The organism is Cytobacillus sp. Bva_UNVM-123 (genome assembly GCF_046351715.2).
Taxonomy (GTDB): domain Bacteria; phylum Bacillota; class Bacilli; order Bacillales; family Cytobacillaceae; genus Cytobacillus.
The window spans coordinates 812,937-831,835 of record NZ_CM177772.1 but is presented as its reverse complement, the minus strand read 5'-3'; the positions used below and the strand labels follow the sequence as shown (position 1 = coordinate 831,835).

Sequence of the window (18,899 nt, the reverse complement as noted above, 5' to 3'; positions counted from 1 at the left end):
AACATTGCTTGTAATTTCATTTGGAGCGGGTGAAGGGAATCGAACCCTCATCAACAGCTTGGAAGGCTGTGGTTTTACCACTAAACTACACCCGCAAATATTTTAAATGGTCGGGAAGACAGGATTCGAACCTGCGACCCCTTGGTCCCAAACCAAGTGCTCTACCAAGCTGAGCTACTTCCCGAGCTTAATATGAGGAGTCTTTTCTAAGTTGTTACTAATCGCGTTTGCGTTTTAAAATGGCGCGCCCGAAAGGAGTCGAACCCATAACCTTCTGATCCGTAGTCAGACGCTCTATCCAATTGAGCTACGGGCGCATTCTCAAAGCGACTTATCTAGTATATTTCATACTGTTTAAATTGTCAACAGTTTTTTTTGGTGCGGCCGAGAGGACTTGAACCTCCACGGGGTTGCCCCCACTAGGCCCTCAACCTAGCGCGTCTGCCATTCCGCCACGACCGCATAATTAAGCGACGAAATTCATTATATCATTAATTAGCATGATATTCAACTAGTAATTATTGGTGCGGGTGAAGGGAGTCGAACCCCCACGCCTCGCGGCGCTAGATCCTAAGTCTAGTGCGTCTGCCAATTCCGCCACACCCGCAAAAAAAATGGTGAGCCATGCAGGATTCGAACCTGCGACCCTCTGATTAAAAGTCAGATGCTCTACCGACTGAGCTAATGGCTCTAATAAAATATTGTTTCCTAAACTTTATTTGCGGTAATAAACGTGCGTCAAATCCCTTTGTGATTTGTTGCAGATTTTAAAAGCTTACCATTCACTGAAGATTTGCTTCGTAGCTGTAATCTTTTAAAATCCTCTACCGACCGAGCTAATGGCTCATCATAAAATAAAAAAATGGCTGGGCTAGCTGGATTCGAACCAGCGCATGACGGAGTCAAAGTCCGTTGCCTTACCGCTTGGCTATAGCCCAATAAATAATTACCGCAGACATATTTATAAATAATAAATCTTCAATTGTCGATATTTAAAATAAATCCGGAAATGAACTTCATTATAAGATGGCGGTCCGGACGGGACTCGAACCCGCGACCTCCTGCGTGACAGGCAGGCATTCTAACCAACTGAACTACCGGACCAATTAAGTATGTCTAGTTTATAACACCTTGGTTCTATACTAACCTCACTAAAATAAGGTGTCATAGCGTATCTGGTGACCCGTACGGGATTCGAACCCGTGTTACCGCCGTGAAAGGGCGGTGTCTTAACCGCTTGACCAACGGGCCGTATTTTTTGAATATTCTGGCGGAAAAGGAGGGATTTGAACCCTCGCGCCGCTCGCGCGACCTACACCCTTAGCAGGGGCGCCTCTTCAGCCTCTTGAGTACTTCCCCAAAATGGCTCCGCAGGTAGGATTCGAACCTACGACCGTTCGGTTAACAGCCGAATGCTCTACCACTGAGCTACTGCGGAATAGTTAATGTTAACTTTTAAAGTTAACTAGTAGTAATAGTTGTGCTCCAAAGCCCTACGGTCTTTGTCGCAGATTGCTACAGCTAGCCTTTCTTTGAAGAATCGCTCTGAACTGCTAGCTTCCGCAATCTACTGCGGAATAACTATCATCTTTTCGACTCTTCCAATTATAAAAACTTGCCTATTAAAAGTCAAGAATGTTTTTTTAAAAAATCTTACACTGGAATAACATTATTTTTTAAATGCAAACATCTATATTTATCCTATCGTTAATTCCTGTTTCATCATTAATTTCCCCCTACATTTCCCGCATACGTATTTTTGCGTGTTCATTCTTTTCTTTCGTTTGTAGACTTGTCCACAGTCTTTACAAATATAAAAGATTACTTTACGACTTACATTTCTTCTAGGCTGATCAGGCAGAACCGAACAAAAACGTGGTGCTCCAACTTCTTTCATTAAAAACTTGAAGTCTTGATCTTTATGTTTATATCCTTTTCCTTCTATATGAAGATGATAATGACAAAGCTCGTGCTTAATAATACCACATAATTCATTATGACCTAGCTGCTCAAAATACTTCCTATTTATTTCAATATGATGGGTGTCTAACATATAGCGCCCGCCTGTAGAACGAAGTCTCGGATTGAAATATGCTTTATGTCTAAATTGCTTACGAAAGCTCTTCATAGAGATATTCTCAACAAGCCTTTGCAATTCCAAATCATCCATCTTTTTCTATTCCCTTCATTAATAGTGCGAACATGACAACCTATTATAGCATACATTATATATACCCTTAATAATGGGCAGTGTTTTTGAATTCGTGCTTGCACTCACATTCAAGTAAGCTTTTCCAAACGGGTTGCCCAGTAAAAAACAACGAACATATATCAATGGTAAAGTGATATCTGTGCCATTTTATTTGATTAACATCAGGGAGGTACTCAAAATGCCTGTATGGTTCCAAAATCAAATTCAACGTGCTTTTTTGGAAAAAGATCGTTCTCAAATAAAACTATTGAATCAATGCTGGTTTTTCTATAGAAAAAAACATTGCTCATAGAAAAGCTCCAGCGCCTTGGTCAGCGACGTATAAAACAACACCGAAAAGAAAAAAGCTGCGAGCATGAACTTAATGTTTACTCGCAGCTAGACAACCTACCTATATCCGTATTTCCTTTATTCAGTCGGGGAGAGCATCGTTAAGGCTACTCTTCCTTTATTCTTATCAACAGAATCAACCCATACCGTTACAACATCGCCAACTGAAACAACATCTAACGGATGTTTCACAAATTGACGACTTAATTTAGATATATGAACAAGTCCATCTTGTTTGACACCAACATCAATAAAAGCACCGAAATCGACCACATTACGAACGGTTCCTTGAAGCTCCATCCCAGCATGCAAGTCCTCTAATTGGAGTACATCTTTCTTTAAAAGAGGTTTTGGTAAATCATCTCGTGGATCCCGTTCTGGTCTTACTAATGCAACGATAATATCCTTTAATGTTAACTCACCAATTCCAAGTTCTTGCGCAGTTTCTGAAACATCGAGCTTTGAGAGTGCGTCTTTTAATGCTTGATTACCTAAATCTTTTGTTTTAAAACCACAATTTTTAAGCAGCTTTGTTACTTCCGGGTAACTTTCCGGGTGGATTCCTGTCCGATCTAATGGTTCTGTCCCATCAATAATTCGTAAAAATCCAATTGCTTGCTCATATGTTTTCGCTCCAAGGCGTGGAATCTTCTTAAGTTGCTTACGATTTTCGAACTTTCCTTCCCCTTCACGCATTTTTACAATATTATTCGCAACCGTCTTTGATAACCCTGCTACATATTGCAGCAATGATGATGAAGCCGTATTAACGTTTACTCCTACTTGGTTAACAGCTGTTTCTACAACAAATGTTAATGATTCCGAGAGTCGCTTTTGAGAAACATCGTGTTGATATTGTCCTACACCAACAGACTTCGGATCGATTTTTACTAATTCTGCCAATGGGTCTTGCAGACGGCGGGCAATAGAAACCGCACTTCTTTCTTCTACTTGAAGCTCAGGAAATTCCTCTCTTGCTAAATCTGAAGCGGAATAAACACTCGCTCCTGCTTCATTGACAATTAAATAGTAAATTTCGTCCTTCATTTCTTTCAAAATGTCAGCAATAAACTGTTCTGTTTCTCGAGAAGCTGTTCCATTTCCAATGGCAACCATTTTCACTTTAAATGTCGTTAAAATTTCAATGATTTGTGCTTTCGCTTCTTTCGCTTTAGAAACAGGCGGATGCGGATAAATGACAGAAATTTTGAGAACTTTCCCTGTTTCATCAACTACTGCGAGCTTACAACCAGTCCGGTATGCTGGATCGACTGCCAACACCACTCTCCCTTTTAAAGGTGGCTGCAATAATAATTTTCGTAAATTTTCCGAAAAAATCATAATCGCTTGCTCTTCTGCTTTTTCCGTTAACTCATTGCGAATCTCGCGCTCAATGGATGGCTGAATTAGTCGCTTATAGCCATCTTCATATGCCTCTTTTACAAATACCGCAGCAGGAGATTGTTCATTCTTTATCCACTTTTTGTGGAGGTATTTCAAGATAAATTCGATATCTGGTTTGATGGCAATTCGTAAGATATCTTCCTTTTCACCACGGTTTAATGCTAACGTTCGATGAGGTACAATTTTAGCGATCGGCTCTTCGTATTCATAATACATTTCAAATACTTTTTTCTCATCATTTGAAGCATCTTTTACGGTTGACTCAATCATGCCTTTTTTGGCTGTTTCGTAGCGAACCCACTTTCGAGTATCTGCGTCATCTGACACCCATTCTGCAATAATGTCCTTCGCACCTGCTATTACATCTTCTGCCGTAAGTACTTCTTTCTCATCTGAAAGAAATTCGTTTGCCTTTTCTTCAAGAGATGTTGCAAACGGAAAGGTTAGCAGCCATTCAGCAAAAGGTTCCAATCCCTTTTCCTTCGCAACTGTCGCCTTCGTTCTTCTTTTCTGTTTGTATGGGCGATATAAATCTTCAATTTCCTGCAGTTTAACAGCCTTTTGAATTTGACTACTTAATTCCTCTGTTAACTTTCCTTGTTCATCTATTAGACGAATAACTTCCTCTTTACGCTGTTCTAAGTTCTGGATGTATTGCCAGCGTTCCATAATATCACGAATTTGGACCTCATCTAGTGCACCAGTATGTTCTTTCCGATAACGTGCAATGAAAGGGACTGTATTTCCCTCTTCGAGAAGGTCAATCGTGTTTCTTACCTGTTTTAGTGATAAAGATTGCTCAGAAGCAATCATTTTTAAAATTTGCTCTTGATTTACCGTCGTTTTGTCCAAAATCTTACCTCCAACTTTTACGACCTACTTTCTATATTACCAAAACCCTATAGAAGTTTCACATTAGGTTAATATAGTGGTCAAAGATTTTTCACAAAAAAAAACAAGCATAATATGCTTGCCAGTTTAAAAAATCCGTATGCTAATATGAAAATTAAAATTCAATAAGACCTAAACTAATCTGTACGGCTTCATCCACTTTTTCCATCATTTCGTCATCGAGATGGGTAATTTTATCAGTTAAGCGCTGTTTATCAATTGTGCGGATTTGCTCTAATAAAATAACCGAATCTCGTTCAAAGCCATAACGTTTCGCATCAATTTCAACATGAGTAGGGAGCTTAGCTTTTTGGATTTGAGCAGTGATCGCTGCAACTATTACTGTGGGACTGAACCGATTCCCGATATCGTTCTGGATGACAAGTACTGGACGGACTCCACCTTGCTCTGAACCAACAACTGGGGATAGGTCTGCAAAATAAACGTCACCACGTTTCACATTCAAAGGTTTACCCTCCGCTTACTAGACGTTCAACTGTATGTTCTGCCTCGAATTCTGCTTGAAATGCCTCAGATGCAATCGTCAAGTTTAATTTCGCCATCTCCATATAGCCGCGTCTCATAGACTCACGAATTTGTCTCTTCTTCCGCTCGCGCAAATACATTTTGGTTGCTTGATAAATGAATTCACTCCGATTTACGTTTTCCTGCTTTACAAAGCCATCTAACTCGGTTACAAGATGTTGCGGTAATTTCACCATAATCTCTGTTGTTGCGCTGGACTCAGACACAAACGAACACCTCCACCATCACTACACACCATTTTATATCTACCAATTTTTATATTACCATCATTCAAGCTTAAAGCAAAGAAGATTTATCAATTCTTCTGTATTATCAGCCTAAAAATCGGTCTTTTATTCATGGTTATGATGAAAATAAAAATATAGTTAAAAATCTCTCTTAACATAAAGGATTCATAATGTTAATGACTTTCCCATTTCTTTTGTATACTCGCGGAATTCTGCTCGTAATCATACAAGGTATTTCATAATTAATGGTTTCAAGCTTTTCCGCTATTTCTTCTAACGTAATCATTTCATTCCCTTGCTTCCCTATTAGCGTAACGGCTGTTCCGACCGGCAACTGTGATGGGAGCTTGATCATACATTGGTCCATACAAATCCTCCCAACAATCGGGGCTCTTTTGCCATCTACAAGCACTTCCTGCCCTTGAAGCTTCCGTAGCCATCCGTCGGCATAACCAATTGGCAACGTGCCAATCCATTCGTCCTCCATAGCTTCATATGTTGCACCATAACTAATTTTTTCACCTTTTTGGATCTTTTTAACATGAACGAGTTTAGTATGAAGTGAAAATGCCGCTTTAAGTGGAAAAGGTAAAAGTGATGTTATTTCGGGTGATGGTGTTAATCCGAACATCGAAATGCCCGTTCTAACTGCATTTAAATGCGTTTCTGGAAATCTAAGGGTAGCAGCACTATTTCCTGAATGAACAAATTTAGGTCTTTCACTTAGCCAAGTAAGCATTTCCTGAAAACAACTCATTTGTCGTTCAAAATAGGTAGTATCTAGTGCGTCAGACGTGGAAAAATGAGTGTAGACACCTTCTAAATAAATACGAGGATCGTTTTTCGCTAATTTCTCAAGTTCTTCTAATGTTTCCCTACTACGAATTCCTAATCTTCCCATCCCTGTATCAAGTTCTAAATGAATCGTTAATTGGGAGGTCAGCGAAGTTTTTGCCTTTCTTAACCACTCTTCTTGAAAAACAGTTAAGGTTATATTATTTTCTGCTGCAATTGATGCATCCTCTGGTCGGCAGGCTCCTAATACTAAGATCGGAGCTGAAACTCCATTTTTTCTTAAACACAATGCTTCATCCAATAAAGCCACAGCTAAATAAGAAGCACCTGTTTCCAATGCGATTTTAGCTACTTCTATATCACCGTGCCCATATGCATTTGCCTTTATAACAGCAATTAGTGTCACATCTTTGTGTATAAGCTGCTGTATTTCTTTTATATTATATGAAATGTTGTCCAAGTTTATTTCTGCCCAAGTATCTCTATAAAAACCCCCATGACGTTCTTCTAAATTCTCCACCTTAAACACCCTTTTTCATTATATTAATACCGATTATCAAACTCCTTTTCCACATTGTCAATTGTTTTTTTCAGTAAATGAAAAGAAAAAAAGGCTCCTATTCAGAGCCTTATTTCACTGTTCCTCCTTGCACAGAGCGTGCAATCATCACCATTTCTTCCTCTGTTAAATCATTTGATGCTAGTGTATATTCAACCCCTTGGTAATTCCAGGAAATCGCATTATTGGATAACGCGCCAATGGTAAATCCTAAATCAACCGGGTCACCTTGAACAGTCGTTAAAGAGGAAACCGGTGTGACAATAGCTTTTTCTTGTACGAGTGTAAAAGATTTCTCTCCTCCTTCATAAGTTAGGATGACACGTCGTCCATTATCTATTGCAATTTCTTTTTCATCAATTAAGTCTGTACCAGCCATTTCAGATGGGTACTTAGTTGAAAACTCCTCATTTTCCAGCTCAGCCATGACAGGGACTTCAAGCTGTGCACCAGTTAAATTCTTCTTCATATCAAATTCTTTTTTATCAAAATTAACGTTGAATTTCATTTCAGAAAATTCTACTTTAACGAGTGCATTTTTATCCGTATCCATAACATGGACACTAACTGGCGTTAAATCTGATTTTTTCAGTTTAATTTCTTGTGTAGGGAAATGCTGATTGTTTTGATATCTCGTTTTTGTCTCAAAGACGTAGTGCTCTTTTGTTGCCGAAAATTTAGCTTCTTTATCCTCAACAATATCCTTTATTAAAGATTCGTATAAATAGGCTTGGCTGCTATTTTTCGGCCAGTCGCTTTGAAATCGGAAGCTTTTATTTAATGCTGGAGTTAAAACAAAAACTCCTTCATCATTGCGGAGAATCATTTGACTTTGATTTTTTTGCGCATTTTTCAAATTTACTCGGTAATAAGAAGGATTTTTATGCGAAACCTCAATCTCATAAGTTTGCGGCTCTGCTCCCATTTGTAAAGTCATTTTTGCATTTGCCTTATAACTTTTAATCTCCCCAAGCTTCTTGTTTAGCTCCTTCGTTACATCACTCTGTGATTTCGCCCCACAAGCAGATAATGCAACGACTACCAATAGTCCGGCTAGCAGCGTCAACCACTTTCTCCTCATTCTTTCAACCCCTTTTGTCTCATTCGTCGTTATATCCAACGCAGCACGGAGCCATTGGCTTTCACCCGCACTTATCTTGGAGGAGATAAAAAGCAGACAGTCTAACCGAGCAGTTCTATGCTCCGCGCCTAACCTTGTCTCTCCTATTGCACTATGAATATATGAGACAACCTTAAAGAATATGCTAAGGGGGAAGACAAACTTAATAAATTCACTTAAGCAAATTTCAACTAATAACCTAAGTTAAATTTCTTCGATAACAACTTGAGCAACAGCGTAATCCTTACTATGAGAAATGGAAAGATGAATGCCTTCTTTCCTTGGTTTCGTAATAAATGGCTTTCCTTTTTCATCCTTTGCAATTTCAATATCAAGGAAGGATAAGTTTTCCCCAAGACCCGTTCCTACTGCTTTTGCGTAAGCTTCCTTGGCAGCAAATCTCCCTGCAAGAAATTCCGTTTTGCGGTTTTCTGTAAGTGTTTGAAAGATCTTTTTTTCAGCAGGCGTTAATATCCGGTCAACAAACCTATCCTGCCGCTCATAAATTTTTTTTATTCTTTCTAGCTCGACGATGTCGATTCCGATTCCAGAAATCATTTTTCATCTTCCTTCTATTTAATTTAGCTTATGCATACAACAGTATTGTAGAATATAGATAATCTCAAATGAAATATAGCCACATCAAGGCTCACGTAAACTTAGACAACACTTCATTCTGAATCCTCTGGCATTAGTCTTTAGAAAAGTCACTCAAACATTTTTTACTAAATAAACATTTGGCACTAAAGTGCAACAGTTATGTACAATAAATGTAATCGATACTGATATTGTGATAAAGGAGTCTAATTATGTTTACAAGAACAGAAAGCTTTAAAGAGTTTACTCGCTATTATCCTGTTGTTACTGCTATTATCTCTATTCATATTGTACTATATTTACTCGTAGAGATACCATTCATGAAAGGCTCATGGCTGTTTGAACAATTTGCAGGAGTTAACCTATATATTGTAGATGGTCAATATTGGAGACTTGTAACGCCTATATTCATCCACGCGGGGTTTTCCCATATGCTGTTTAATAGCTTTTCACTCGTTCTTTTCGGTCCTGCTTTAGAACAAATCCTCGGAAAAGCAAAATTCATCTTCGTATATATAACAACAGGAATTTTAGCAAACATTGCCACATTATTACTAGAACCCTTAACATATATTCATGTAGGTGCAAGTGGAGCGATTTTTGGACTATTCGGTTATTTCATGGCCATTGTTAAGTTTAGAAAAGACTTAATTTCTAAAAATAATTCACAAATTATTATTACAATCACAATTATTGGGGTAATTATGACATTTTTACAACCGAATATTAACATCACGGCGCATTTATTCGGCTTGCTTGCCGGCTTTCTTCTCGGTGCTTTAGGAATACGGAAGCGCTATGTTTAATAACATGTCTCGACAGTCATTGCTTTTGATCTTGAGCTACATGCACTTGAAACTAACGACATGACCAAATAAAAAAGAATGTCCCAAAAGTTTACTTTAGGAGCACTCTCTTTTTTCATGTTCTTATTACCTGTCCTTAGATTTCCGTTCCAGACGCTTCGCTTTTCACGGGGCCAACGGTGAGCCTTCTCGTCGAAGATCGCTTCTGCGGGGTCTCACCTTAATTATTTTTTGACGATTTCATGATTGCCTAGAGCTTCATTGCCCCAATTACTTAATTCAGATATTTGCCTCATTCCGCCTTCAAGCTTTTCATCGACAATACTTGCATCATTAATATGCTGCAAAATTAATTCATTTGCATCTTCAAAAATTAATTTTGTTTCCTTAATTTCATTCATCACATCATTCGAGAAATCCCGCTGTTCTTTAATTGTATTAATAACATCCTTCACTTCAGATTGTACATTATTAATAACGTTCAAAATATAATTGATCTTACTCGTTGTATTCGCACTTAATTGAATACCTTCATCTATTAAACCTGTACTTTCTGTTGTTGATTGCAAGGAGGCATCAATATCCTGTTGAATATTTTGCGTCAAAATACTAATATTATGTGTGCTTTCAGCTGTACTCTCTGCTAGTTTTCTAACTTCCTCAGCTACAACGGCAAAGCCTTTGCCATGTTCTCCAGCTCTTGCTGCTTCAATCGAAGCATTCAATGCTAATAAATTTGTTTGGTCGGCAATTTCCTTAATGACCTTTACAATCATTTCAATTTCTTTCGATCTTTCGTTCAATTGATTCATTTTTACCGATGTTTCACTTAATTGCTCGCCTAATTTATCAATAAGGACTTCAACCTTACTGACAGAATCTCTTCCTTCTTCTGAAATTTTCACCATTTCAACTGTTGACTCAATTAAAATTTGGCCTTTTTCATGTAATCCTAGTGATTTATCATAAGAGTTTTGGCTAATGACATTTACTTTTTCAAAGCGTTCCATAATCTTACCGACAATGTTTGCAAGCAGATCATGCTGTCCATTCACTAATTCATGCTGCTGCATCGCTTTATCTAATTCACTATTAAAACTATTAATAAATTCATTTAAGTAATCTTCTTTTTGTTGAGCTTTTTCAAAGATTGTTTTCAAGCGGATTTTTAGCTGATCATTCTCCTCTTTTAGCTCCATACTTTTCTTTCTAGTCGTAAACATCTACATCCACTCCATTATCACATATGCATAAACTAGTTCTTTCTTACTACCATCTATTATAAGGACATTTTCATTATTTTCCAAACATTTTAGTTCGTCTTCCTACGTTAAATTCATTTAGAGTAGATCGTTTGAGTGCTTCGTATATGAATACCACTCATATATTTGGCTAACATCTTTTTTCTCTAAATCAACAACAACTCCTCCTGAACCTCCAGACCCTGACATCACAACGGCGCCGATAGTAGCCAGCTGCTTTTTGCGTTGAAAATAGCTTTCTTGAGTACGTAGGGATTGAATGCGATTCCTTCTCATTAAAATAGTATTTCTAATGAGAAAACGGGAGCGCAATGTGAGCTGTTGCTCATCCACTTTCCAGCCTGCATCTTTATATTTTAAATAAGAAAAAAAGAGAGAAAGCAGCAATAAAAGGAGGGATAAATATCCCCATGGTCGAAAAAACACGATCGGAACAATGACAAAAGGCGCAGTCACTAATAGGCCTCTTATCATATATCGTTTTAGTGCTCTTTTTGGTGCTGGGTTAATAGCTATATCAAATTGATAATCAGGTAAGTAAGGCGACAAAATATCCAGCATCTGTTGCTTCTTAATAATTGGCAAGAGCATGACACGAGCACCTTCATTATTCAATGCTGAACCACCTGCATTTTCAACGAAAACAGTACTATAGCCAAAAGGCTGTCTAATGATGTTTTCACTTATTTGAATCGCTTGAATTCGATGCAACGGAATCGTAAGCTGCCGCTTTTCAAGTAAACCTCTTGAAATAATGAGATCATGACCCGACTTCTTTACTGTAAAACCAGCATATTTAATCATCGTTCCGATAAGTGCAGCAATCCAAGCAATCAAAAACCCGATAAAAATAAGCATACTGACGAAAACGATCCCATTTGAAAGAAAATCCGCAAGTCCTCGAAATACCTTTTCATATGGGATGATCTCCTCAAATTGAGAAGCAAATGCAATAACAGCCGACAGAACGACCCCTGCCCCACCAGATGTAGAAGCAAGGAGCAATAACTCTCTTGATGAAATTCGATAAATGATTTCTTCTGTCGATTTTTCTGTTACCGTTTCACCTGAAGCCGATTCTGTTTCTACTTTTGCAGAAAACATCGTTTGTTGAATGAGCTCCGCTTCTTCCTTCGAAATAGCTGTTAATACAGCCTCAGCCTCACTTGATCCACTAGAACCCGCAGTCTCTACATTTACCCTCACAAGCCCAAATGGCCGTTGAAAAATACCTTCTGATAAGTCAAGGCTTTGAATTCTTTCAAATGGGATATATCTCTTTTTCCTTACAAAAACTCCATATTCTATCCGCAGCTCCCCTTCTTCCAGACGGTATGTAAATCGCAGCCAAGAGAGAATTCCACTAATTAATACGATAATGATAATGATAGCTGACATTCCCAACTGAAAAAAACCGTTTTTGCTGCCGAATACGACAAAAATAAGAAAAGGAAAAAATAAATCTTTTAATGCCTTCAAGCAATTGATCACTGTTGTTATCGGGTGCAATCTTCTCGGTTCAGACATCCTCATCAGCCACCCTTGCTAGCTTCGAGATGAAAAAACGCAGCTCTTCCGCTTCATCAACATTTAAAGCGGGAATTTCATGAACGGTTGCCGCAGTAGACACCGCCACTGTCGCCAACTCATATTTTCGTAAAATCGGACCTTGGCGAGTATCAACATGCTGTACCCGAATCATTGGGACTAACGTTCTCTTCATAATAAAGACACCATGTTGAATCTCAAGCTCATTTTCACGCACTTCATATCGCCAGCGCCGCCATCTTAAAGTTGGAATAAGCGAAATCATTAAATAAGCATCTATGACAAATAAGATCACTACAATCCCGATAATCCAAAAAGGCCAAGCAAAAAATATTGTTAAGCCAATCACAACACTACTGATAAGAAATGAAAACAATGTATGAATCATTCCAGAAATCCGCCATACTTTTAACCCTTTTTCCGATATCCTACTTTGCGGTTCCCTCATGTAGAGTACCCCCTAAATCAATCTATATGTCTTTTAGTATAGTAAATAAATTCATGCCAAGCCAGCGAATAAAAGTGAATAAAATAAAAAAGAGCATGAATGCTCTTTTTTAGCGGTAACTATTCGAATTGTCTCGGTTGCTGTGATTATGACGCTTTCCTGTTGAGCCTTGACGAGGCTTGTAAGGAGCCCTTTGTCTGTCTCCTTTACTGCCATATGTGCGGTTGCGATCAACTGGTTTTCGATCTCTTTTCACAGGCAATGGTCTTTCTTCAGTAAGTTTTACAGGTGTTGTGTCAGGCTCCTTCGTTAACATTTTCAATACAGCCTGTACAATGGTTGCTGCATCTTGCTGCTCAAGTAATTCTTCTGCTGCTTGCTTATAGTATTGAAGATTATTTGATTCTACAGATTGAAGTATCCGCTCAATGACTGCTTTTTGTTGTCCTTCTAGCGCCTCATCTAAAGTTGGCGGCTTCATTCGATCCATTTTCCGTTTTGTTGTTTTTTCAACAACTTGTAAATAGGATTTTTCTCTATGTGTGATGAACGTCATCGCTACACCCGCTTTTCCAGCACGGCCTGTACGTCCGATACGGTGAACATAGCTTTCTGGATCTTGCGGAATATCGAAGTTATACACATGTGTTACACCTGAAATATCAAGTCCGCGGGCAGCCACATCTGTTGCTACAAGAACATCAATGGAACCTTCTTTAAACTTGCGCAAAACAGAAATGCGTTTTGCTTGGCTTAAATCACCGTGAATGCCTTCTGCATTATAGCCTCTTAAGTTTAAAGCTTCTGATAGCTCATCCACTCTTCGCTTCGTCCGTCCAAATACAATCGCTAGCTCAGGGGATTGAATATCAAGCAGCCTTGTTAAAATATCGAATTTACTTCTTTCTTGCACTTCTAAATAATACTGTTCAATTAGCGGCACCGTTACTTCTTTTGTCTTTACACGAACGATTTGCGGCTCCTTCATAAACCGTTCGGCCATTCGTTGGATTGGTGCAGGCATCGTCGCAGAGAACAATAGGGTTTGACGCTCTTCTGGGATTTGCCCTAAAATGGCTTCAATGTCTTCAATAAAGCCCATATTTAACATTTCATCTGCCTCATCAAGGATGACCGTATGAACATTTTCAAGACGTAATGTCTTGCGGTTAATATGATCGAGGATGCGACCTGGAGTACCGACAATAATATGTGGACGATTTTTTAGAGCACGAATTTGACGATTAATGTCTTGTCCACCATAAATAGCTAACACCTTTGTTCTTTTTCCAAACCCAATTTTGTATAACTCTTCTGAGACCTGAATGGCAAGCTCACGAGTTGGTGCAATAACAATTCCTTGAATGACTTCTTTTTCATAATCAATCTTATCAATCATTGGAATACCGAACGCAGCCGTTTTTCCAGTTCCGGTTTGTGCCTGACCGATTAAATCTTTATTTTCTAGGCTTAAAGGAATTGTTTGTGCTTGAATTGGTGTGGCTTCTTCAAATCCCATTCGCTTTAGGGACTTCATTGTTGCTGGGCTGATACCTAAATCTTGAAACTTTGTCAATGTGTTCATTCTCCTTCTAAAAATTACTCAAATTCGCTCGAAACCCTTTATATGTTCAGAGGAGGCGCCTCTATATTGAAAAGGAATGAAATCTCCATGCCTTGTTGATAGTCAAATCAAAGTGAATAATTAAAGTGAAAAGGACATTCTCCAAGCGGAGTATGTCCAGGGTTTCAAAAGTATTTACTATTTATTTTATCATTTTCGCACGCTGAATGCAATGTAGCATCGTTTATGCCTAAATGGTAAGCTTATTGAAAAGTTAACTATAAGGTACATTAGAATTAGTAACAAAGCTTCAAAATTTTCATATAAAAAATAATTTTTAACGTTATTTAATAGCTTTTAGGAAAAAGAAGATTTGTGAAAAGAGACGCTCTCTTTCATCACAATAGCAAATTAAATGTTTGGATTTCTTAATATATAAAAGCTTTTTTGCAGTTGTCCCAATGTTTTGATATAAATATCGGGCGCTTTTTGCAGGAACAACCCCATCACATTCTCCTTGGGCAATGAACGTAGGAATTTTCACTTCATTCAAAATGGGACGGATAGAAGTAACAAGCTTGCGAAACTGAAGTGTTGCTGTAATGGGGGTTTCTTGTATTTTCCGTTTATATCTAAGATACATTTCATTTTGAAATAAACGCCCTTTAAACGCGTCCTTTATAATATCCGCCACATCTTTTGTAAGCTGTTTAGGGCTTATAAACAAGGCAGCTGTACTGAGCAGCACTAGTTTTTCAACTGGATAATGTGCTGCTAAATAGCTTGCAATCATCCCACCCATAGAGAAGCCAATCACATAGACGATTTCACATTTTTCTATAAGCTGCTGCAATTCGTTCTCAGCATGTTCAATCCATTTATGATAGTCAATCCCTTTTAAATGTAAAGTTTCACCATGACCTGGTAAAGTTGGAACAGCAATTTCCCAATCTGTCCGTTCCTTTAAATAATGGACAAGAGGCTCAACTTCAAATGGTGCCCCAGTAAATCCATGAATACATAAACAACCAATCAATTGAACCACCACCAAAAGTGTAATTATATACTATAATACACCCTTTATCCTATTTTGCATTAAAAATTCGCATGGTATATATTAGTACAAGCGCGTTGTGATATTAATGCATTAACCACTTCATAATCTCACGTGGTGTCGCATTTTTCCCATACATAAGCATGCCTGTTCTAAAAATTTTGCCAGCTAGCTTCATCAGCAGCCAAATGCTCACAATTAAAATAACGAGTGAAATGATAAGTTCTACCCATGGCCAATTGTCCATCATGGATAAGCGAATAATCAATATTCCTGGAGATGTTAACGGAAAATAAGATCCAATTTGTGCAATTAATCCTGCAGGATCGGCTGAAACAGGCTTTAGTAAAATGAGTGGAAGCCACGGGAGAAGAAGGACAAACCCTTGGAAATTTCCTGCTGTATTCACATCTTCAATAGTAGCTCCAATGCCGGCAAAAATGGCCGCAAACATTAAATATCCTGCAATGGCAATGAATAAGAATAAAAGTGTTTCTGGGACAAATAAATATTCGATAATGGGAAAATCGAATTTCCAAATGACAAATGGAATAATGGTCAAAACCCATACAAATACTTGTGTAATCCCAAGTGCAAAATAGCCAATTATTTTCCCTTGCATTAATTCAGTGGAAGTTAAGGAGGATAGCACAATTTCTGCAACCTTCTCTTTTTTTTCCTGGCTCGCACTTTGAAAAATCATCATTCCTGTTAAAACAATCGAAAAAAGAATAATTCCTGCAAATACACCTGGCACGAGTCGTACCAATGGGTCTTTCCCCGCCAAATCATCTTGTTTTGCCGTCACTGTGAGCGCCTCTATTTGGATCCCTTTCGTTAATGCCGCTTTCTCCTCTTCTGTAAGAGTAAGACGCTCCATCTGCAATTGCTGAATCGGATTTTTAAGTAATTGAACTTGTGTTTCGAAATCCTCATTCATTTTTTCACTCATATAAATCTTTACATCACCATTTTGAAAAATATCTTCAGTAAAGCTGATAAACGCACTATTCTCCTCATCCATCAGTTTATCCTTTACCGCTTCAACATCCGTTAATACATTCTCCGTCTTCCAATTGACACCTTGAGATTTTAGAAATTCTTCAGCTTGTTTCCATATACCCATTTCATCATAAACATAAACCTTAATTGGCTCAGGATCACCTTTTAAATTATCAAAAAGGCTAGGTAACACAGAAAAAGCGATGAAAAAAAGCGGAGTTAAAAACAGGGAAATAATGAAAGACTTACTTTTCATATTTTGTTTAAACTCCCATTTAGCTACTTTCATGCTGTTTCGCATTGTCTATCTCCTTCTTTCACTAATCCATGATTACTCGTTGCGATATCGATAAAAATTTCATGTAATGATATACGGTTAAGTGCTAATTCTTTAATATCGAGAGAATCTGGTATTGCTTTCAACCAAAGAGTGGGCTTTACATGTGCATCTAAATAGAGAATCGCATGCTCTCCTTTATATTCAACCCGCTGAACATGTGAAAGCTCTTCTAGTACTTTCTTATCGTTTCCGCCGTGGATTGTACATTTAAAGTTTGCATATTGCTTCTTTACTTCCTCTAATGTGCCATGCAAAACCATCCTGCCTCGATTAATCATATAAAGCCTGTCACATAGCTCTTCTACTAGATTCATTTGATGCGAGGATAATAATATCGCAGTCCCATTCGCAGCTAAATCTTTTATTTCTTGCTTAAATACTTCTTGACTGACAGGATCTAAACCTGAGAATGGTTCATCCAAAATCAATAATTCAGGCTCATGAATAATGGAAGCAATAAATTGAACCTTTTGCCCCATCCCTTTCGATAATTCCTCTAAGCTTGATTTTTCTTTCCCTTCAAGACCAAACTTTGCTAAATAGTGTAAGGCGCGCTGGCGTGCTTTTTTTTGTGGATAATCTTTTAATTCGGCGAAATAAAGGAGAATATCCATTATTTTTGCCTTTTTATATAGTCCTCTTTCTTCTGGTAAATACCCAATGATATGTCGTGGAATATCTCCAGCAGCCTGATGATGAAAGGTAATCGAGCCTTCATCTGGATACATAATGCCCATAATATTTCGAATGGTCGTCGATTTCCCCGCTCCATTTGGGCCAAGAATGGCCATAATTTCTCCTTGGCGAACATCGAAAGAAATATTCTCAATAATTTTCTTATCCTTAAATGATTTTCCAATTTGATTCACTGTAAGAATTGGTTTACCCATCTGTTTGCACCCCTCCATTTGTCAGCATATGTGTAATAATTTCCTCTAAATCTAAAGTCTCTGCTTGCAGCCATTTTAACTGCTCCCTTGTGAAAAACGCTTCTGTTTCCTCTGGATTGCTCGTTATGATGATTCGACCATTTTTACGAGTGATTTCGCCGGGGATGATCTCATTAGGCAGAGGCTCCACCATCCAGTAGCGTTTATACCTTTCTACCAGCTCATCTTTTTCAAATTTCCCTAGTAAACTTCCTTCTTTAATGATAACGAGATAGTCTGCTAGCTTACGAATGTCCTCTGCTTGGTGGCTAGAAATAAGCATGAGCCTATCACCTCGCTCCATCCATTCTACAAATAAATCCAAAAGCAGTTGTTTAGATGGAATGTCCATATGGGCTGTCGGCTCATCAAGGATAAGAATCGTTGTATCTCTTGGAAGAAGTAAGGCAATATTGAGCTTCTGTTGCATTCCTTGTGACAGCTTGCTGTATTTTTTATTGAGCGGAATATGAAATTTCTCGACGATTTGCTCAAACAGCTTTTGATCCCAAGTCGGATTCCATTTAGCGACTAGTTCTTGTAGTTCTTTCCCATTAAAAAGTTCCCAACCAATGACTGTTTGTGGCAAATAAGCAACTTTCGTTTTCCAATTCTCCTCTTTGCCACTAACAGATTGCCCACATATATGAATCTCTCCTATATCCGCTTTTACTAGATTCATTAAGAGCTTCAACAGTGTACTTTTTCCAGCACCATTATTGCCAACAATTGCAGTAATCGTTCCCTTTTCAAAAGTTAAATCAATTGGACCAAGTGAAAATTCATCAATTTTCTTCCTTACGCCGTTCATTTCGATCTCTAGCATGATCAGACTCTCCCTTCTTTTTCATAGTTGCTATTACATCGTGAAAAACTTCCTCTATTTGCTCATATGTATAGTCATGTCTTAACGCCGTTACAATGCTTTTTTCAATTGCTTGGTATACAGACAATGTTGTCACTTCCTTCATTTTTTTCGTTTCAACCTCAGCTACAAACGTACCTTTTCCTTGCAACGTAAAAATAAAACCTTCATGCTCCAAATTTAAATAAGCTCTTCTAATTGTTATCACACTTATTTCAAGCTCCTTTGACAACGCACGAATGGATGGAAGCGGTGTTCCAGCTGGCAGCTGCCCCCCTGCAATTAAAGCCTTCATTTGTTCTTCTATCTGATGATAAATCGGCTCTCTCGAATCCTTTGATAAGCGAATTGGAAGTTCCATGAATTCCCCTCCTTCAGTAAAATGCTTAAGCTAGGCATT

Annotated in this window: 18 protein-coding genes and 11 tRNA genes; 2 read left to right on the top strand and 27 right to left on the bottom strand. The window is 38.2% G+C overall.

Annotated features, from left to right (window positions below; translation table 11 throughout):
• Positions 1–21: 21 nt before the first annotated feature.
• From KDN24_RS04125 to KDN24_RS04070, 12 genes are all read right to left on the bottom strand, one after another.
• Positions 22–95: transfer RNA gene (locus KDN24_RS04125), tRNA-Gly, on the bottom strand.
• Positions 96–107: 12 nt separating this feature from the next.
• Positions 108–184: transfer RNA gene (locus KDN24_RS04120), tRNA-Pro, on the bottom strand.
• 56 nt (positions 185–240) lie between these two features.
• Positions 241–317, bottom strand: a tRNA-Arg gene (locus KDN24_RS04115).
• 59 nt (positions 318–376) lie between these two features.
• Positions 377–462, bottom strand: a tRNA-Leu gene (locus KDN24_RS04110).
• 60 nt (positions 463–522) lie between these two features.
• Positions 523–607 (bottom strand) — tRNA-Leu (locus KDN24_RS04105).
• An 8-nt stretch (positions 608–615) separates the two neighbouring features.
• A tRNA-Lys gene (locus KDN24_RS04100) sits at positions 616–691 on the bottom strand.
• Between the two features lie 172 nt (positions 692–863).
• Positions 864–938: transfer RNA gene (locus KDN24_RS04095), tRNA-Gln, on the bottom strand.
• An 89-nt stretch (positions 939–1,027) separates the two neighbouring features.
• Positions 1,028–1,104 (bottom strand) — tRNA-Asp (locus tag KDN24_RS04090).
• 72 nt (positions 1,105–1,176) lie between these two features.
• Positions 1,177–1,251, bottom strand: a tRNA-Glu gene (locus KDN24_RS04085).
• Positions 1,252–1,268: 17 nt separating this feature from the next.
• Positions 1,269–1,359 (bottom strand) — tRNA-Ser (locus tag KDN24_RS04080).
• 4 nt (positions 1,360–1,363) lie between these two features.
• Positions 1,364–1,438, bottom strand: a tRNA-Asn gene (locus KDN24_RS04075).
• Positions 1,439–1,696: 258 nt separating this feature from the next.
• Positions 1,697–2,170 carry a SprT family protein gene (locus KDN24_RS04070; protein ID WP_409975413.1) on the bottom strand — a complete coding sequence of 158 codons (474 nt, stop codon included), beginning with the start codon at positions 2,168–2,170 and terminating at the stop codon, positions 1,697–1,699.
• Between the two features lie 220 nt (positions 2,171–2,390).
• Here KDN24_RS04070 and cmpA point away from each other — a divergent pair, with 220 nt between their 5' ends.
• Entirely contained in the window at positions 2,391–2,504 is a 114-nt protein-coding gene (gene cmpA, locus KDN24_RS04065) for a cortex morphogenetic protein CmpA (protein WP_313803922.1), read from the top strand.
• Between the two features lie 116 nt (positions 2,505–2,620).
• Here the strand turns inward: cmpA and KDN24_RS04060 are convergent, their stop codons facing one another.
• From KDN24_RS04060 to acpS, 6 genes are all read right to left on the bottom strand, one after another.
• Positions 2,621–4,759, bottom strand: a complete 2,139-nt coding sequence (locus KDN24_RS04060; protein ID WP_409975439.1) for a Tex family protein — start codon at positions 4,757–4,759, stop codon at positions 2,621–2,623.
• 193 nt (positions 4,760–4,952) lie between these two features.
• Positions 4,953–5,303, bottom strand: coding sequence for a type II toxin-antitoxin system endoribonuclease NdoA (gene ndoA / locus KDN24_RS04055; RefSeq protein WP_409975412.1), 351 nt, complete (start codon positions 5,301–5,303; stop codon positions 4,953–4,955).
• A gap of 4 nt (positions 5,304–5,307) precedes the next feature.
• Positions 5,308–5,589: a CopG family ribbon-helix-helix protein gene (locus KDN24_RS04050; RefSeq protein WP_409975411.1), complete on the bottom strand. Its 282-nt coding sequence runs from the start codon at positions 5,587–5,589 to the stop codon at positions 5,308–5,310.
• Positions 5,590–5,761: 172 nt separating this feature from the next.
• Complete coding sequence (gene alr, locus KDN24_RS04045) at positions 5,762–6,925, bottom strand: alanine racemase (protein ID WP_409975410.1); 1,164 nt, start codon at positions 6,923–6,925, stop codon at positions 5,762–5,764.
• Positions 6,926–7,034: 109 nt separating this feature from the next.
• Positions 7,035–8,045 carry a LolA family protein gene (locus KDN24_RS04040; RefSeq protein ID WP_409975409.1) on the bottom strand — a complete coding sequence of 337 codons (1,011 nt, stop codon included), beginning with the start codon at positions 8,043–8,045 and terminating at the stop codon, positions 7,035–7,037.
• A gap of 243 nt (positions 8,046–8,288) precedes the next feature.
• Positions 8,289–8,642, bottom strand: coding sequence for a holo-ACP synthase (gene acpS / locus KDN24_RS04035; protein WP_409975408.1), 354 nt, complete (start codon positions 8,640–8,642; stop codon positions 8,289–8,291).
• Between the two features lie 251 nt (positions 8,643–8,893).
• Here acpS and KDN24_RS04030 point away from each other — a divergent pair, with 251 nt between their 5' ends.
• Entirely contained in the window at positions 8,894–9,487 is a 594-nt protein-coding gene (locus tag KDN24_RS04030; protein ID WP_409975407.1) for a rhomboid family intramembrane serine protease, read from the top strand.
• Between the two features lie 224 nt (positions 9,488–9,711).
• Here KDN24_RS04030 and KDN24_RS26350 read toward each other — a convergent pair whose 3' ends face one another.
• From KDN24_RS26350 to KDN24_RS03985, 9 genes are all read right to left on the bottom strand, one after another.
• Positions 9,712–10,710 (bottom strand): methyl-accepting chemotaxis protein, encoded by a 999-nt coding sequence (locus tag KDN24_RS26350; protein WP_525931274.1) that lies wholly within the window; start codon positions 10,708–10,710, stop codon positions 9,712–9,714.
• Between the two features lie 117 nt (positions 10,711–10,827).
• Positions 10,828–12,276 (bottom strand): PH domain-containing protein, encoded by a 1,449-nt coding sequence (locus KDN24_RS04020; protein ID WP_409975406.1) that lies wholly within the window; start codon positions 12,274–12,276, stop codon positions 10,828–10,830.
• Positions 12,269–12,745: a PH domain-containing protein gene (locus KDN24_RS04015; RefSeq protein ID WP_409975405.1), complete on the bottom strand. Its 477-nt coding sequence runs from the start codon at positions 12,743–12,745 to the stop codon at positions 12,269–12,271. Before KDN24_RS04015 ends, KDN24_RS04020 begins: the two co-directional genes overlap by 8 nt.
• A gap of 109 nt (positions 12,746–12,854) precedes the next feature.
• Positions 12,855–14,321, bottom strand: a complete 1,467-nt coding sequence (gene cshA, locus KDN24_RS04010; RefSeq protein WP_486303963.1) for a degradosome RNA helicase CshA — start codon at positions 14,319–14,321, stop codon at positions 12,855–12,857.
• A gap of 331 nt (positions 14,322–14,652) precedes the next feature.
• The gene (locus tag KDN24_RS04005; protein ID WP_409975403.1) at positions 14,653–15,345 is read right to left on the bottom strand and encodes an alpha/beta hydrolase; all 693 of its coding nucleotides are present in this window, start codon (positions 15,343–15,345) and stop codon (positions 14,653–14,655) included.
• Between the two features lie 103 nt (positions 15,346–15,448).
• A complete protein-coding gene (locus KDN24_RS04000) occupies positions 15,449–16,666 on the bottom strand; it encodes an ABC transporter permease (protein WP_409975402.1) in 1,218 nt (405 codons plus the stop codon).
• Entirely contained in the window at positions 16,651–17,595 is a 945-nt protein-coding gene (locus tag KDN24_RS03995; protein WP_409975401.1) for an ABC transporter ATP-binding protein, read from the bottom strand. The genes KDN24_RS04000 and KDN24_RS03995 overlap by 16 nt, the downstream gene beginning before the upstream one ends.
• Entirely contained in the window at positions 17,588–18,460 is an 873-nt protein-coding gene (locus KDN24_RS03990) for an ATP-binding cassette domain-containing protein (RefSeq protein WP_409975400.1), read from the bottom strand. Before KDN24_RS03990 ends, KDN24_RS03995 begins: the two co-directional genes overlap by 8 nt.
• Positions 18,420–18,860: a GntR family transcriptional regulator gene (locus tag KDN24_RS03985; protein WP_409975399.1), complete on the bottom strand. Its 441-nt coding sequence runs from the start codon at positions 18,858–18,860 to the stop codon at positions 18,420–18,422. Before KDN24_RS03985 ends, KDN24_RS03990 begins: the two co-directional genes overlap by 41 nt.
• Between the last annotated feature and the right edge of the window lie 39 nt (positions 18,861–18,899).